Source organism: Methanolobus chelungpuianus (assembly GCF_024500045.1).
In the GTDB taxonomy this organism is placed as follows: domain Archaea; phylum Halobacteriota; class Methanosarcinia; order Methanosarcinales; family Methanosarcinaceae; genus Methanolobus; species Methanolobus chelungpuianus.
In genome coordinates, this window is the sequence record NZ_JTEO01000002.1 from 273000 (window position 1) to 289192 (window position 16193).

General features: G+C 48.2%; 13 protein-coding genes. 7 read left to right on the forward strand and 6 right to left on the reverse strand.

The genetic code is table 11. The annotated features are described in order from the left end of the window. Positions 1-215 precede the first annotated feature (215 nt). The 5 genes from PV02_RS02245 (at position 216) to PV02_RS02265 (ending at position 10191) form a co-directional block, all read left to right on the forward strand. Positions 216-1904 (forward strand): PGF-pre-PGF domain-containing protein, encoded by a 1689-nt coding sequence (locus tag PV02_RS02245; protein ID WP_256621751.1) that lies wholly within the window; start codon positions 216-218, stop codon positions 1902-1904. 222 nt (positions 1905-2126) lie between these two features. After that, positions 2127-4895, forward strand: a complete 2769-nt coding sequence (locus tag PV02_RS02250; protein WP_256621752.1) for a putative Ig domain-containing protein — start codon at positions 2127-2129, stop codon at positions 4893-4895. 161 nt (positions 4896-5056) lie between these two features. Beyond that, positions 5057-6850, forward strand: a complete 1794-nt coding sequence (locus PV02_RS02255; RefSeq protein WP_256621753.1) for a PGF-pre-PGF domain-containing protein — start codon at positions 5057-5059, stop codon at positions 6848-6850. A 111-nt stretch (positions 6851-6961) separates the two neighbouring features. Next, positions 6962-9061 (forward strand): acetate--CoA ligase alpha subunit, encoded by a 2100-nt coding sequence (gene acs, locus PV02_RS02260; protein WP_256621754.1) that lies wholly within the window; start codon positions 6962-6964, stop codon positions 9059-9061. A gap of 56 nt (positions 9062-9117) precedes the next feature. Continuing rightward, complete coding sequence (locus PV02_RS02265; protein ID WP_256621755.1) at positions 9118-10191, forward strand: phosphotransacetylase family protein; 1074 nt, start codon at positions 9118-9120, stop codon at positions 10189-10191. Between the two features lie 54 nt (positions 10192-10245). Here the strand turns inward: PV02_RS02265 and PV02_RS02270 are convergent, their stop codons facing one another. Continuing rightward, positions 10246-10809 carry a flavodoxin family protein gene (locus tag PV02_RS02270; protein ID WP_256621756.1) on the reverse strand — a complete coding sequence of 188 codons (564 nt, stop codon included), beginning with the start codon at positions 10807-10809 and terminating at the stop codon, positions 10246-10248. 244 nt (positions 10810-11053) lie between these two features. On the opposite strand from PV02_RS02270, the gene PV02_RS02275 reads away from it, so the two are divergent. Together PV02_RS02275 and PV02_RS02280 are read left to right on the forward strand one after the other, a co-directional pair. Continuing rightward, a complete protein-coding gene (locus PV02_RS02275) occupies positions 11054-12286 on the forward strand; it encodes a phosphoglycerate kinase (RefSeq protein ID WP_256621757.1) in 1233 nt (410 codons plus the stop codon). A gap of 104 nt (positions 12287-12390) precedes the next feature. Then, positions 12391-13008 carry a TIGR00296 family protein gene (locus tag PV02_RS02280; protein ID WP_256622135.1) on the forward strand — a complete coding sequence of 206 codons (618 nt, stop codon included), beginning with the start codon at positions 12391-12393 and terminating at the stop codon, positions 13006-13008. Between the two features lie 10 nt (positions 13009-13018). Here the strand turns inward: PV02_RS02280 and PV02_RS02285 are convergent, their stop codons facing one another. From PV02_RS02285 to PV02_RS02305, 5 genes are all read right to left on the reverse strand, one after another. After that, entirely contained in the window at positions 13019-13906 is an 888-nt protein-coding gene (locus PV02_RS02285) for a bile acid:sodium symporter family protein (RefSeq protein ID WP_342765617.1), read from the reverse strand. A gap of 233 nt (positions 13907-14139) precedes the next feature. After that, on the reverse strand, positions 14140-14568 hold the full coding sequence (locus PV02_RS02290; protein ID WP_256622136.1) for a nucleoside 2-deoxyribosyltransferase: 429 nt from the start codon (positions 14566-14568) through the stop codon (positions 14140-14142). Between the two features lie 92 nt (positions 14569-14660). After that, a complete protein-coding gene (locus tag PV02_RS02295) occupies positions 14661-15284 on the reverse strand; it encodes a GbsR/MarR family transcriptional regulator (RefSeq protein ID WP_256621759.1) in 624 nt (207 codons plus the stop codon). A 285-nt stretch (positions 15285-15569) separates the two neighbouring features. After that, positions 15570-15833, reverse strand: coding sequence for a carboxymuconolactone decarboxylase family protein (locus PV02_RS02300; RefSeq protein WP_256621760.1), 264 nt, complete (start codon positions 15831-15833; stop codon positions 15570-15572). Beyond that, positions 15830-16171: a winged helix-turn-helix domain-containing protein gene (locus PV02_RS02305; RefSeq protein WP_256621761.1), complete on the reverse strand. Its 342-nt coding sequence runs from the start codon at positions 16169-16171 to the stop codon at positions 15830-15832. The genes PV02_RS02300 and PV02_RS02305 overlap by 4 nt, the downstream gene beginning before the upstream one ends. Positions 16172-16193 lie beyond the last annotated feature (22 nt).

The following is a 16193-nucleotide window of genomic DNA, read 5'->3' on the forward strand; positions in this document are numbered from 1 at the left end:
CATTTATACTTAAGCTGGCTATACATCTATCCTATATATTTTATATTTCTTAGAATATGAATGCTAATCTTTATAACTTTGCATGCAGAGATACAGCTTCTATGGTGGGTTATTCCATGACTTTCACTGTTTCAAGTGACCAAAAAATATCACTTTCCTGCTATCACAGGTTTAAAAAACATGCATTCTGTGTGCTTGCATTCTGCTTGCTGTTTATGGGATCCGTGGTTGCAGGCGCCAGTTCTCTGGAGATAGACTCGATTCCAGATCAAAACGTCTCTATAGGTGACTATGTCGAACTTACTGTCTCTGCCACAGGGTCTGACCCCTCTCTCATAGAGTACGACATTGTGAACAAGCCATCTGATGCCAGCTTTGACCCGGAGACCGGTGAGTTCAGCTGGGTCCCGGAAAGCAGCGGTGAATATGGCATGCAGTTTTCTGCCACGGACGGTAATTCAACAGCTACAGAGGATGTCACTATAGTTGTTACTGCCGCTCCTAACAATGCGCCGGTAATAAAGGTACCGGGCTCTGAGACAGTAGAGGTCGGTCAGTACCTGAGTTTCACTATAGAAGCACGTGACAAGGACAAAGATGAGCTTACATTCTCTATGTCAAGCCCTCCCTCCTCAGGTGCAATCATTGATCCGGCTTCCGGTAAGTTCGAGTGGACTCCGGCTGCAGGTGAGGCGGGTACATACGATGTAGAGTTTGCGGTTTCGGACGGGTCTGAGAGCGATACCGGAAGCGTGACCATCACAGTCACTGAAGCCAGTTCCGGGGAGGATGAACCCGGGAGCAATGCCACACTGGTTATGGCAGCAATAAGCCCTAAGACCGTTGCCGTGAACGACACCCTGCAGTTCACCGTGAGCGCATCTGGAGGAAACGGCGCGCTGCTATTCTCGGCATCATCGCTTCCTTCCGGAGCAGAGTTCGATACTACGACTCAGGTATTCAAGTGGACGCCTTCAGCTTCTCAGGTAGCGCAATATTCATTCTTATTCACAGTTACGGATGGTGTCAACAGTGACACTGGAACGGCCTCAGTTAAAGTCATTGCAGCCGACAACCCCTCGACAGATTCTTCAGGTTCTTCAGGTGATTCCGGCGGCTCCGGTGGCTCCGGCGGAAGTTCGTCCGGCAGCAGTGGGAGTGGTGGAGGAAGTTTCCAGGCCAGTAAAGAGAAGTATGAGAATATAGAGTTTAAAGACTTCTCTATTAAATACGTACTCAGGGATGTAGAGAATGTATTCAATTTCAGCATGGAAAACAACAGCATCAAGTCTGTTGTCATTGTAACCCTGCTGAACGAGGGAGAGACCAAGACTATAATCGAGATGCTTAAGGGCACTTCCACCATGGCGAAAAAGGCGCCTCCTGGTATTGTTTACAGGAATGTGAACATTTGGGTGGGAGACGAGAAGTTCTCCTCCAGCAAATTAAAGACGGCAATGGTGGAGTTCAAGGTTGAGAAGTCGTGGCTTTCGGAAAAGTCCATAGACCCTGCCTCTGTTAAGCTACTCAGGTACTCAGGCTCATGGAACTATCTGCCGACCAGCATAACCGGTGAGGATGAGACCTATGTTCATTATGCTGCATATACGTCAGGATTCTCGGTGTTTGCCATATCCAGTGTGAATGAAAGTGATTTTGCCCCGACAGGAGAGCAGAATGTTTCACAGGATAATGAGAACATCTCTCACTCAGTTGGTGACGAGGAGGGTTCCGCTGCAGTCCCTGTGACGCAGAACGGTAGGTCCTCCAAGTATATCCTGTTCGCGCTGGTGGGCATGGCAGGCCTTGGTGCCATAGGTTACAGGTACAGGGAACAAGCCAACGAAATACTATCCAAGTTGGGCAACTCCGACGGTAAGCGCTACAGGCGCATCAGGAAATAGATATAGGTTTTGCTGCTGGCGGGGGTCAGCCTGTCAGCCCGATATCTGGCAGACCGCAGAAGTTCTGCCGGAATCTCTTTTTAGGAGGTATCTTGCTTATATTATAATTAAAAACATATACATAATAATATTTATCTGAGTATAGTTCGAGATAAGCCATCTATGGTGGGTCACCCGGCTGCTAACTCTATACACAAACTCTTGCATGATGACGAAAGAAGATTGAGAAGCCACATTCTTTTTTACCTGTTCATATCGCTGCTGATATTATCTGTCAATATAGCAGTTGCCAGTCCTCCTGCATTCCAGGTTGAAAATAAGAACATCAATGAAGGCCAGCTTCTCACTTTTGTGGTATCTGCCACTGACCCTGATGGCGACAGAATAGTTTACGCCATTACAGGACTACCCCAGGGAGCATCCTTTACCGACGGGAACGGGGAGAATGCAGGTAAGAAGATATTCTCATGGACTCCGGGATATGATGGTGCAGGTACTTATCCTGTAAGTTTTTCTGCCACTGACGGAACATCCACTGTATATTCTAACATCACAATAACAGTTGTAAATGTTAACAGGGAGCCCATTCTTGCGGTCATAGGCCCCAAATCTGTCAGTGAGAACAGCCAGCTGACCTTCTCACTTTCGGCAACCGACCCTGACAGCAATACTACTTTTAAGTTCTCCTTATCGAACAATCCCAAAAGTGCAACAATTGATTCTGCATCAGGTGTTTTTCAGTGGACACCCACATATGATGAGGCCGGAACTTACCAGGTGGAGTTCATCGTTTCTGATGGGAAGGATCAGGACTCCGAATATGTCACTATCACAGTTAATAATGCAAACCGTCCTCCGGTATTCTCACCTATTGCTGATACAAGTATTAACGAGAACGAGCCTCTTGAGATTATTCTCACAGCCTCCGACCCTGATAAGGATGTGCTGGTGTTCACCAAGAATGTTCCATTCGGTACAATATCCGGGAATAAGTTCTCCTGGAAGCCCACGTATGATAATGCCGGTGAACACTCCATCCAGTTTACAGTAAGAGATGGCGATGCAGAGGTAACCCAGACAGCAAAAGTGACTGTAAACAATGTCAACAGGGCACCGATACTGTACTCAATTCCGGATGTGTCCTCCAAGGTGAATGAGCAGATCACCATACAGTTGGTTGGATACGATGCGGATGGCGATGCCCTTACCTATCATAACGTAAGTGCATTGCCTGCAGGGGCTCAGTTCAATGCAGCAACGGGGACGTTCAAGTGGACTCCTGCGACTATAGACTACAAGAACATAGCATTTAGTGTCGATGACGGTTCGCTCTCATCTAAATCAAGAGGAGTCATACTTGTAGTGGGAGATGCGGTTTCCACTCCCGATATGGCATCAATTACCAACCCGAAGATAAATGAGAACGAACAATTATCTTTTACAATCTCAGCCTCTGACAAGGATGGTGACCAACTGGCTTATTCCCTTGTCTCTTATCCTGTAGGTGCAAGTCTTGAGAGCACAAAAGGTCTATTCACATGGACCCCTTCCTATAATGAAGCAGGCAGGCACATAACCGAATTCAAGGTCTCGGAGACAGACACTATCTATCATTTCTCTGATTATAAAATAGCAATCATTGAAGTTGTTAACGTCAACAGAGCGCCTGAAATAACTTCTGTTCCTGCGGGCATTGTCAATGAGGCTCAGCTTCTGCAAATCCCTCTTGCTGCGACAGATCCCGATGGTGACTCCCTTACGTTCAAGACCAACAAATCATATGGCACCATTAGAGGAAACATGTTCATGTGGACTCCTGGTTACTCTGACGCTGGAATTCACTATATTGAATTCACTGCCTCAGACGGCTCCCTCAGTGCGAGCACAATTGCAGTAGTGATGGTGCATAATGCCAACATGCCACCAAAATTCAGCTCTATCGGGGCAAAGGAAGTAACTATTGGCAGCACACTCGAATTCACAGTGAGCGCCTCTGACGGGGATGGTGATCCTCTGGTATATTCTGCATCAGGGATGCCTTCAGGAGCAAGTTTTGACGATACTTCCAGAGTATTCAAGTGGACGCCGGCTGTTTCACAGAAAGGTACCTATTCTGTAAGCTTCAAGGTAAGCGATGGAACACTCAATGATTATCAAACGATTGCAGTTACGGCAAAAGAACCCTCATCTACCAGTTCCTCGGGCGGCGGTGGCGGTGGTGGAGGAGGCGGTGGCGGAAGCCCTTCGGGCAGCGGTGAGAAATATGAGAACGTTGAGTTCAAGGATTACTCCATCAGGTACGTGATGAAGGACACTGAGACAGTGTACAACTTTACAAAAGAGAACAGCATTATAACACAGGTAAGCCTGGCATCAAGACTGAACCAGGGTCAGACCAAAGTCGTGGTAGAGACACTCAAGGACAGATCCTCTCTGGTCAATAAAGTAGCTCCTGGTCTGGTTTACAGGAACCTGAACATCTGGGCAGGGGATGAGAAACTCTCGCCTGCCAGCCTGTCAGATGCGCATGTTGTTTTCAGGGTGGAGAAAGGCTGGATTGAGACCAGCAGGGTAGACCCGTTCTCGATAAGACTTCTCCAGCATGCCAGCGGTTCATGGGAGCAGCTGCCCACCACCAGGACCGGTGAAGACGAGATTTACGTCTATTATATTGCAAAGACATCTGCTTTTTCAATGTTCGCCATCTCAAGCATGGATGAAAAAGCACTGATTGAAGGTTCCGGTAAAGGAGGGCCGGGTGCACTGCAGCCTGAAGGCGAGGAGAACGGCACAATGTCTGTGGCTGATCCGGACAAGGCCGGGCCGTCTATGGCTGAACAGGAACGGAGATCTTCCTGGCTTCTGTTGCTTACCATCATAGGACTGATGGCTCTGGGAGTAATAGGCTACAGGTACAAGGATCCTCTGAGTAAAGCCATCACACAATTTGGCAATCCTGACGGGAAGCGTTACAGACGCTTTAGACGCTAGCTATTCCTGCTGATCAGGATACATGGTCAGGGAGAGATAGCATTCTCTCCTCCTATCTCTCTTTTCAAGCAATGGTACTAGTTTTACTTAGCAGAGTTTCTATGCTCTTTATTGCTCCTCAGGGGAACTATGTTTGTAACGAGGGGTTGTGGGGTCTAGCTATGCTTTTAAACGGAAAGAGCACCAGACGGTCCGTTTGCCGGAAATCAGGAAGGGACCTGTTGTATATTTTATGCATCCTTCTTGTCGTGGTATCTGCGGGTATGGCAAACGCAGACTCTGATGATGAGAATGATACGGTTTCAACCGATGACAGTGAAGATGACAAGGATACCGATAGCAGCGAGGATGCCGCTGAAACAGAAGATACAACGAGTGCTGGTGATCCTTCGGCAGCTGAACCTGGTGACAATGAGGATGAAACAGGTGAAGACGATCCTGTAAGTAAAGAGGGCAATCCCAATGACACCGGATCAGGAGATACCCAGGCCGGAGATGAAGGCGAAGCAGACCCTGCTGAGTCCGATGATCCGGAAGACAGCACACAAGGCTCCGACGGATCAGCTTCAGATAAGGATACAATAATATCTGCCAATACATCAGCCAGCAACACCAGTGAATCCCAGGACAGCGATGAGAAAAAGGACGAGGATAGTAACGGGGGTAAGAAAGAGAAGGATAACGGCAAATCCAGCGAAGGGTCAGCAGCCGCAGCTCCCGCTGAGCCTGCTCTGAATAACAATGAGATAAGTGAGGATAAACAGGATACTAAGAAATCCTCCGATGATACAGACAAGGACAACGACAGCAAGGCAGACAGTGATAATAAAAAAGATACTGATGCCAAGGCCGATTCTTCAGGTTCCGTTCCAGATACCAGCTCTAAGGATGATGATGCTTCTAAGGATGAAAATGGTAAAGAAAAATCACCCAAGGATGACACTGCTAAAGATAGTTCCTCTAAGGATAATCCTTCTAAGGGTGCTTCAGTAACCAGGGATTCCGGCTCTGTAAGCAGTTCAACAGGAAGCTCAACTGGTACTGCCAGTACTACTGTTAGCAGCACGGCCAATAACAAATCCAAGTACACTGCGGATACTAAGGAAAGCTCAGGCGGCAACCTCACAACAGATCATACAAGCAATGTGAGCAGTCAGGTGAATGCTTCAGTTAACATCTCTTCGAACCTTTCCATTATACGCTCTGAAGATGCGGAATTCCTCAGAGAGTTCCGTGACTCGACGGAGTCCGGGGATAATATTGAATTCAGGGACTACTCTTTTGCTTCTATTGTAAGGGGTCAGGAGGCACTGTTCAGATTTGGATATGAGGAAAATGTTGTTACTTCTGTCAGTTTCATGCCGGCGGTCAGCGGGGGACATGTCCGGACCGTTGTGGAGATCCTGAAGGGCACCTCGACACTTATCAGGGAGCACGCGCCTGGAATGGTGTACAGGAACTTCAATATATGGGTAGGAGACGCTGAGTTCTCTCCGCAGAAGATCACAGATGCAAGGGTCAGCTTTAAGGTGGAGAAGGAGTGGCTCACATCAAACGATATCGACTCCGGGACCATGGTCCTTTATACATATATCAATGGCTGGAACTCCCTGTCTACGGAAATAACAGGAGAGGATGAGGAGTATGTGTACTATACGGCACAGACTCCGGGATTCTCATTATTTGCCATCGCAAGTACAGAAGACTCATATATGCTCACTGGCGACCAGGCTGGTAAACTACCGGCTGCGCGAGAGGACAGTGGCATTGGGAGCAGTGCAGCAGCCTCCGGGAAGAGTGAGGTCCCACATTACAATACTTACAGGAGCGCTGCAATCCTGCTGGTCAGCCTGCTTGTTGCAGGGGCTGTGGGTATGGCAGGTCTGAAGTATATGGCTCGCCCTGCTGGAAATGGTAGTATGGATGATGGTGACAATAGTGATGTTAAAAACTGAGCATGGGTTTGTAGATATAATCCGGTGCATCCAGTTCATTATCCCGTCTCTCCCCATATTTTTATGTATTATCGGGTTTTAGTATAAGCAAGGGAAGAGCCAGGGAACAATATGCTTGACAGAATGTTTGATCCAAATGCCGTAGCCGTTATAGGGGCTTCGAGGAACAAAGGCAAGGTGGGAAGGGCAGTACTTGAGAATCTCATGGCTGCCAGTGACGACATAGATATAATTCCCATCAACCCCAAGGACGAGGAAATACTGGGGCTTCGCGCCTATCCCTCTATCCTGGATGTCCCCCGGGAGAAGAATGTCGAACTTGCAGTTATAGTGATACCGGCAAAGCTGGTTCCCGGAGCCATCGAGCAGTGTGCTCTTGCAGGTGTGAAGAACGTTGTCGTTATCTCGGCAGGCTTCAAGGAGGCAGGCATAGAGGGTGCCCACCTGGAACGTGAATGCGTCGCTTTGTGCGAAAAGTACGGCATCGATATGGTAGGGCCCAACTGTCTGGGTATTATTGATACGGCATCAGGTCTTAATGCATCCTTTGCCGCAAACATGGCATTAAGGGGCAACATTGCCATGATGTCACAATCCGGGGCCATATGTACCGTGACCCTGGACTGGGCCGAGAAGACAAGTGTCGGTTTCTCCAAGTTCGTGAGCCTTGGAAATAAGGCTGACCTTGATGAGAACGATTTCCTCGGTTTCTTTAACAGGGATAAAGATACGTCTGTCATCGCCGCATACCTTGAAGGGATAAAGAACGGGCCGGATTTCATAAAGGTTGCAAGGCAGGTAACCCGCTCCAAGCCTGTAATAGTTGTGAAATCGGGAAGGACCTCGGTAGGTTCCAGGGCAGTATCATCCCACACAGGTACCCTTGCGGGTGCTGATGCTGCATATGATGCAGCTTTCAGGCAGAGCGGTGTGCTGCGTGCAGACTCCCTGGCAGAGATGCTTGACAAATCCAGGGCCTTTTCGGCTTATCCCCTGCCAGCCGGCAGGAACATTGCTATTGTGACCAATGCCGGCGGTCTGGGGATACTGGCTGCTGATGCATGTTCCAATGCAGGGCTGACCATCACATCCCTTGAGGAATCCACTATCGCAAAGCTCAGGGAAGCGCTGCCACCGGCTGCAGGATTGTACAATCCCGTGGATGTGCTCGGGGATGCAAGTGCCGATATGTATGCCTATGCGCTCAGGACCGTGCTTGCAGACAGGAATGTGAACGGAGTGATAGTTCTTGTGTCCCCGCAAGCAATGACCGCTGTGGGAGAGATCGCGGAGAAGATAGTTGATACCGTAAAGAGCTCCGATAAGCCCGTGCTCTGCAATCTGGCAGGCGGTACACGGGTCCAGGAAGGTGAGGATATCCTGCACCGAAATGGGATCCCGAATTATCCGTTCCCTGAGAGAGCGGTCACAAGCATGTATGCATTGTGTGAGTACTATTCCATCAGGAACCGGAGTTACGTGCCACCCGATGAGATGAAGGTGGACAGAATACATGCAGCTGAAGCCATAAGAGAGGCACGCGAGAAAAAGACACGGACCCTTGGCCTTGAGTCTATGGGCATATTGTCCTCATACGGAATTCATGTGGTAGATTCCAGGATCGCGAAAACCCTCCCTGAAGCAGTGAGGATATCCGAAGAGATAGGTTACCCCGTGGTCATGAAGATCGTATCGCCTGACATCTCTCACAAGACCGATGTGGGAGGCATCCGTCTCAACCTGCAGCACGCCGATGACGTGGAGCGCGCTTATAACACCATGATGTCTGACGTGCGCCACTATATGCACAATGCACAGATAGCAGGCGTCCAGATACAGAAAATGCTCAGCGGGGGGAAGGAAGTGATCATCGGGATGAACCGGGACCCTCAGTTCGGACCTTTGCTGATGTTCGGGCTTGGAGGCACCTACGTGGAGTTCCTCAAGGATGTTTCCTTTGCAGTAGCGCCCATAAGCATCGAAGATGCAAAGCACATGATAACATCCATCAAGACATATCCGCTCATTGCAGGCGTCAGGGGTGAACAGCCTTCAGACATTGCGTCTATAATCGACACGCTCATGAAAGTATCTCAGCTGAGCATGGATTTTCCTGAGATAATGGAATTCGAGATTAACCCTCTCATGGTAATGCCGGAGGGCAAGGGCTGTGTTGCAATGGATGTGCGTTTTACCATAGATACAAAATGACAATATGAGCATTCATACACATAACAGGTAACAAAGGACAGGTCGGGAGCAAAAGCATGGCATCGATATTGGTAAGTTCATCTGAGGAATATTCAGGTAAGAGTTCCATCTGCATGGGACTGGGTAAGATCTTCCAGAACAAAGGCTATGTTATCGGATACATGAAGCCGGTCGGAAATCTTCTGATCAATGTGTACGGGTCCCTTGTGGATGAGGATTCGGAAAGCATCAAAAAGCTGCTCGGACTGCAGGATCCCAGTGAGTCCATCACGCCGGTATATCTTACTGACAGCCTCATCAACGACACCTTGACCGGGATCAGGAAGAATCTTGACAGCAGGCTGCGTGAGGCATATGCAAGGATATCAGAAGGTAAGGACATTGTGATTATCGAAGGTACCGGAGGTATCGGAGGCGGTGCGATGTATGACCTCTCTGATCCTGAGATCGCCTCAAAGCTTGGTACGCGGATGCTGCTCGTAACCCGTTTTGATTCTATATATGCAATTGACCGCATATTGTGCGACCTGCGGATAATACGTGACCCGGATATGCTAGCGGGAGTTATCCTCAATGAGGTGCCGCCTGCCATGCTCGACAGGGTGAAGGAACTTGTAGTGCCCTTCCTGGAAAGAAGGGGTATCAGTATCTTTGGTGTTATACCGCAGGATGAGACCCTCCGCTCCATCCCAATTTCTGACATTGTGGATGGTCTCAATGGTGATATCCTTGTGGGGTCTGACAAGCTTGCAGAGCTTGTGGATAACTACCTTGTGGGTGCAATGGAGGCAGGCTCCGCTATAAAGTATTTCCGCAGGACACCTGACAGCGCGGTGATAACCGGAGGCGACAGGGCGGACATACAGATGGCGGCCATCGAAGCCAGGGTCAAATGTATCATCCTGACAGGAAATATGCAGCCAAGCGGCGCCGTCCTTGCAAGCGCAGAAGCTGTAGGTATTCCCGTTGTACTTGTGAGGGGGGATACCATGAGCACGATCGAAAGGATGGAGCACCTGATCGGTCACGCTCACGTGAAACAGCAGGTCAAGCTTGACAGGATACTCACCCTGCTGGAAAACAATGTCAATGTGGAAGCTATAGCTGAGAGTATGGGCATCAAGATCTGAAATAAGAGGTTTCATTCTTCTTATCTGTGAAACCTGAATCAAAAGGCTGATAGGCTACTTCATCATCCCAAGGACATCACACAGCTTGTTGACAGTATCAACTGCCGTTTTCATCCCTTCTTCATCTTCAGATGCGGGTTTTTGAAGTATTCCGCCAAAGTGGCCCCCATCCCCTACAACTATCATGCCGTGGATATGCATCCACTCGTGGATGGACTGTATGGTCTTTTCCTGCCCTCCGTTCCTGGAACCTCCGACAGCCATGGCAGCACCGACCTTATTACTGAGCTGGAAACCCTGTCTCCTGAGAAGCACGCTCCTGTCAAAGAGTGCTTTCAGCTGGGATGTCATCGTTCCGAAGTAAACAGGGGAAGATACGATTATCCCATCTGCAGAGACCAACTTATCGTAAACTGCCTGCATGTCATCGCTTATGGGGCACTGCCCTCTTTCTTTAGCACATGCGTTACAGGCCGTACATGGAGCTATTGAAGACGAGGAGATGAGCACAGCATCGGTCTCAAAGCCTCTTTCCTCGGCAATACCCAACACTTTTTTGATGAGCGTGTCATTATTTCCGTCTTTCTTAGGACTTCCTGAAATTGCCAGTATCCTCATACTATCACCAGGCTGGATTAAATGTCAAGGGATATTAGTTTTTGGATTTACCTATTCACACATCATCTTTAAATGCCGGACCTGCTGTCTTCTAAATAGAAAAGGATATAACCGGCTTTGTTCATTTACAGCAAAATGTGGTAGTTAACTAATTTATATCACATAAAAGCATAATGTATATAGGCTCCGTACATAGGATATATTGCCGGAGAGGACAGAGGCTACTAATTGTGGTGATGGAACTTTGACTGCTAGAGATTATCTTACTATCGATGATTTTGATATGGAAGGAAAAACAGTCCTGGTGAGAGTGGACCTGAATGTGCCCATGGACCCCGAGGATAACATCCTTGACGACATGAGGATAAAGAGCCATATACCTACCCTGAGGGACCTGGAAGATGCAAGGGTTGTTTTGCTCGCACACCAGAGCAGGGCCGGGAAGAGCGATTTCACCACGATGAGACCACATGCCGAGCGCATGTCACGTTACCTTGGAAAAGAGGTTGAATATGTGGATGATATCTTCGGCTCGCATGCAAGATCAAGAATCACTTCCATGAAGAAAGGTGATGTGATATTACTTGAGAACGTCAGGTTCTATGCCGAGGAAAGCCTGGAACGCTCCTCAAAGGCGCACTCCCAGACCCATATGGTCAAAAAGCTTTCTCCGGTGATTGATATTTTCCTCAACGATGCTTTTGCGGTATCCCACAGGTCACAGCTTTCTATCATGGGTTTTACCGAAGTTCTCCCTACCGGTGCCGGAAGGGTCATGGAGAAAGAGATAAGCTCTCTTGACCGGGGTATCAAGGGAGGTGAATGCCCGTGCGTTTTTGTGCTCGGAGGAGCCAAGGTGGACGACTCCCTCAATGTCACTGATAATGTGCTGAGCAACGGCAGCGTTGACCGCGTGCTTCTCACAGGCGTGGTTGCCAATGTCATGCTCGCAGCCTCAGGTGTCAACATAGGCAAGGCAAACATGGATTTCATAGAATCCCAGGGATACCTTGATCAGATCGAGCGCGGCAGGAAACTCCTTGACAAGTTCGATGGCAAGATAGGCCTGCCCATAGATGTTGCGCTTAATGATGACGGTAAGAGGATAGAGGTCCAGGTGGAAGAGCTCCCCTCGGACCAGCTTCCCATCAATGATATCGGGCTTGAGACAATAGTGGCCTACTCCAAGGAAATACGGAATGCAAAGACGGTTGTGCTCAATGGCCCGGCCGGTCTTTCCGAACTTGACCCGTTCGCACTGGGCACCCATGAGATAATCAAGGCAGCCGTGCATTCGGAATATTCCATTGCAGGCGGAGGCCACATCTCCGCTGAGATAAGGAACCTTGGGTACGAGGACCGCTTCTCTCACCTGAGCACAGGCGGCGGTGCATGTATCGATTATCTGGCGGGCATGGTCCTGCCGGGCATCGAGGCCTTAAGAACTGCTGCAGCACGTTACAGAAATAACCCATGAACTGCTAATTACAGAATGTAACAGCAAATGCATACGCCTGAAGAGGGCAAAAATGCAAGCACATGGGAGTGATCGTAATGGAAGAAAGGGAAGAAAGAGCAGCATTGCTCACACAGGAAGAGGGCAGGACGGCTGTAAGGCTGGCCAGGGACACCATAGAAACCTATCTGCGGACCGGTGAGATGATCGACGGTTCGGAGATGCAGCTTCCTGATATATTCAATGAGCCAAGGGGAGTATTCGTGACCCTCACAAAGAAAGGGCAGCTGAGGGGGTGCATAGGGCATCCTTATGCTGACTCAGCCCTGAAGCACGCAATAACGGACTCGGCGATCTCGGCAGGTTTCAGGGACCCCAGGTTCCCGCAGGTGCGCATCGACGAGATGACAAACGTGACTGTGGAGGTGACAGTCCTAACCCAGCCAAGGCGCATGAATGTTCCCCCGAAGGATCTTCCATCATCCATAGAGATAGGCAGGCACGGTCTGATCATCAAAAGCGGTTATCGGCAGGGTCTGCTTCTTCCTCAGGTTGCCCCTGAGAACGAGATGGATGAGGTCGAGTTCCTGAGCCACACCTGTCTCAAGGCGGGCCTGCCTCCTGATGCATGGGCGGCGGGTGCTGAGGTATATTGCTTTGAAGGCCAGATCTTCACTGAAAGGGAGCCTAACGGGGAAATATTCGAGAAGGACATCCGTGAGAAGGCCTGCTTACGGGAGTAGCAGGACCCTGTCACTCTTCTTTTTTAGTAAATGATGTTCCCTTGCCGGCCCAGTACGAGGCGAGAAAAGATCCCGAGACATTATGCCATATGCTGAAAAGTGCTCCGGGGAGGGCAGCTGCAGCTGAGAAATGCTTTATGGCAAGGGCAACGCTCAGGCCGGAATTCTGCATCCCTACCTCGAAGGCTATCGTTCTGGCCTCTATCTCGCTCAGGCCCAGAATCCGGGAAAATCCATAACCGCCTGCAAGCCCAAGCAGGTTATGCATTACCACAACGATGATCACCAGTATGCCTGCGGACACGACGGTATCCCTGTTCAGGGCCATGATGACCGCTATTATGAATATGATAATGAGTACTGAAAGTGCGGGGAAAGCATACCTGACCCTGTCGATATGCTCATGCAAGAGCGTATTGAAGGTTATTCCAAGGGTGACCGGCAGTACCACTATCTGCAGGATGCTGACGACCATGCCGTACATATCCACAGGAATGGTCTGGCCTATATAGAGCCATGTGAGCAGCGGAGTCATTACAAAGGCTATCAGCGTGGATACTGATGTAAGCATGATGGAAAGCGCCACGTCGCCCCTTGCAAGATAACAGATGACATTGGAAGCCGTACCCCCCGGGCAGCATCCCAGGAGCACGACCCCTGCAGTAAGCTCCGGAGAGAGGTCCAGTGCCACGGAGATAATGAAACCGATGAGTGGCATCAGTGTGTACTGCATGACAGTTCCCAGCAGGATCACTCCGGGCCTTCTGAGCACCAGCAGGAAATCCTTGATAGACAGTGTCATTCCCATGGCGAACATGACCATGCCCAGAAGCAGGGGGATAGCGTTACTCCAGGGAAGGAACACCTCTGGGTAAAGGAGTGCAACAGCAGAGAGCATTAATGCCCATAAAGGAAACAGGGAGGTGAACCTTTGTAGCATGGCTCCGATCCTAAATTCTTTTAATGTACTACGCTGGCAACTTTTAATAACATATCCTCGGTACCTAAAGTGACCGGTTGAGTATAATGTAGAAAGCGAATGCAGAATATGAGTTTAGGAAACTAATATAAAAAAATGCAAAAAAAGAATGTAGGAAAAGAAATGAAGGCCGGAAGGCGGCCAGACTGAACTTACCTGTAAACCTCAAGCACTTTAATTATCTCTTCCACATCCCTGGCCAGCACTTCGATCGACATCTCCATCATGAGGTTGACAATGCCCTCTTCTCCGAAGGTTCGGAAATCGGTCTTAAGCCCCAGGACTTTCTTGCCTTTTGCATAAGCGTATCCCATTTCCCATGCCGTCCCCGAGTCAACGTCACTTCCACCGTCAAGCACGGCAAGGACGATGTCTGACTGGTCTATTCCTTTGACATCATTCTCAAAAATGCACATCTGCTTCTCATGCATGCGGTTTTCAAGGTTATCCTCCCCGTCCACCTGTGGCAGAAAAACCTCAAATCCCATTTCTACGAGCCTGTCCCTGAGACTTAAATTAAAATCCCTCTCGGCCTTTGAAAAAAGGGGACCTGCAAGGTATATCTGTTTTTTATTTTCCATCATCTCATCCGTCCATTTCAGAGAGAACATAGATTATCGGGATGGTTAATAATATTGATCCAAGCGGGGTGAAAATGAATAGCCTGATCTTCTCATTTATCATCAAGAGCGATGTTTTCCATCGTATCAAGGAAATTTTCGACAATTGATTCGAGTTTTAGCATGTGCCTATAGTAGCGGGTGACTATCTCCAACTCGCTTTTGGCCTTGTCGGATTTTTCAAGCTCATATTTTCCGATGATGTTAGGCAGTATCTTCTTGGATGGAAGAATTATGTTATCGTATTTAATTCTCAGTGCCTGTGTACCAATGGCTGTGAGGTTTTTGTCAAGGAAAAAGAAAGCTTTCTTTGAACCGGTTTTTTGAAATCTTCTTACGATATGGAACTGCGAAAGATTCTTCATGGCTGTACTAACAGCAGATAAGCTATATCCGGTTTCGATGCATATCTCTTCAAATGACATTTCTTCAGGTTCTATGAAAAGTACACCGATAATCCTTGAAGATATTTCATCGAACCCTTCTGATTTTAAGTTCTGTGTTATGACTTGTATAAATTCTTCTTTCGGGCTTACCGGGTCTGAGGATATCATGGATACACTTTTTGCATCTTTTCTAGGTGAGAGCAGTGGGCATCGGTGTCTCTGATTGTTCCCTCTTTCATCGCCCGGATGCAGAGGTGCAATATTTGCTATTTCCTTTATTTTTTTATCCATGGAACTGCCTCAAAGCAAAATTACCGGAATGCTGTATATATAGTATTTTAGTCATGGACTTCGCGCCTATAAGCTTTTCTATAAAAAAGGATGTGAATTTTGTCAATTTCCGCATTCGCAGAAAGTTAATCCAAATCGGAATATAAATAGTCAGAATAGTAATTGGGAGGCTGGTAGAAAAAGAAATATTTCCCTTTTCCGACCCTTTCCCCTCCCGGGCGAGGAGGCAGCACCCTCGCTATCTTCTTTCCTAAGTAGTCTTCCTTGTCATTCATCCGTTATTTTCTATGTGTAGTTCAGTCCAGATCCCAGTCTGATGAGTGCAGCAACGAGTATTGCTTCATCAATTTCCTCATCCGAAATTCCGGCATTCCTTGCATATTTTTTCTGGGTGGAAAAACATGTATCACAGCCGACGGCAACAGCACTTGCCACTGCAAGCAGTTTCTTTGTTCTCCTGTCAATCGCTCCGTCTTCCATAATGGCTTTTTTCATGGACGAAAAGCCGATCTTTCTGTCGATATTATCGGCTTTTTGTTGTTTGTTCATAATTTCATTTCCTCTACGTTCTCAAGAAAACCTTCGCCTCTTAGGGATATCTGATACATTACCCGTTCACTGACCTCAACTTTGTCCACATAAAGTGCGTTTTCCAGCATTTCAACGTGGAATTTTGCCATTGAATTGTTAAGGCCCAGTTTATCTCCTATATCTTCCAAGCTAAGAGAACCCCTATACAACAGTTTGAGTATCTTCCTTCGCACCGGATTTTGCATTGTCCGAAGTCCAATAGCATGGTCTTCAGTGGGATTGGTCTTCATTCTTCCATCTTTCTCCATCTTGCTCAGCCATTCATGTTTTCTCTTTGCAAGGTCCTCATCAATCATATTATCACCCAGTATGTTTGAA

Bases quoted from the DNA above. Each gene is read 5' to 3' on its own strand.
- PV02_RS02245 (WP_256621751.1), top strand. From the start codon at position 216: ATGGGATCCGTGGTTGCAGGCGCCAGTTCTCTGGAGATAGACTCGATT.
- PV02_RS02255 (WP_256621753.1), top strand. From the start codon at position 5,057: ATGCTTTTAAACGGAAAGAGCACCAGACGGTCCGTTTGCCGGAAATCA.
- acs (WP_256621754.1), top strand. From the start codon at position 6,962: ATGCTTGACAGAATGTTTGATCCAAATGCCGTAGCCGTTATAGGGGCT.
- PV02_RS02265 (WP_256621755.1), top strand. From the start codon at position 9,118: ATGGCATCGATATTGGTAAGTTCATCTGAGGAATATTCAGGTAAGAGT.
- PV02_RS02270 (WP_256621756.1), bottom strand. From the start codon at position 10,809: ATGAGGATACTGGCAATTTCAGGAAGTCCTAAGAAAGACGGAAATAAT.
- PV02_RS02285 (WP_342765617.1), bottom strand. From the start codon at position 13,906: ATGCTCTCTGCTGTTGCACTCCTTTACCCAGAGGTGTTCCTTCCCTGG.
- PV02_RS02290 (WP_256622136.1), bottom strand. From the start codon at position 14,568: ATGGAAAATAAAAAACAGATATACCTTGCAGGTCCCCTTTTTTCAAAG.
- PV02_RS02295 (WP_256621759.1), bottom strand. From the start codon at position 15,284: ATGGATAAAAAAATAAAGGAAATAGCAAATATTGCACCTCTGCATCCG.
- PV02_RS02300 (WP_256621760.1), bottom strand. From the start codon at position 15,833: ATGAACAAACAACAAAAAGCCGATAATATCGACAGAAAGATCGGCTTT.
- PV02_RS02305 (WP_256621761.1), bottom strand. From the start codon at position 16,171: ATGATTGATGAGGACCTTGCAAAGAGAAAACATGAATGGCTGAGCAAG.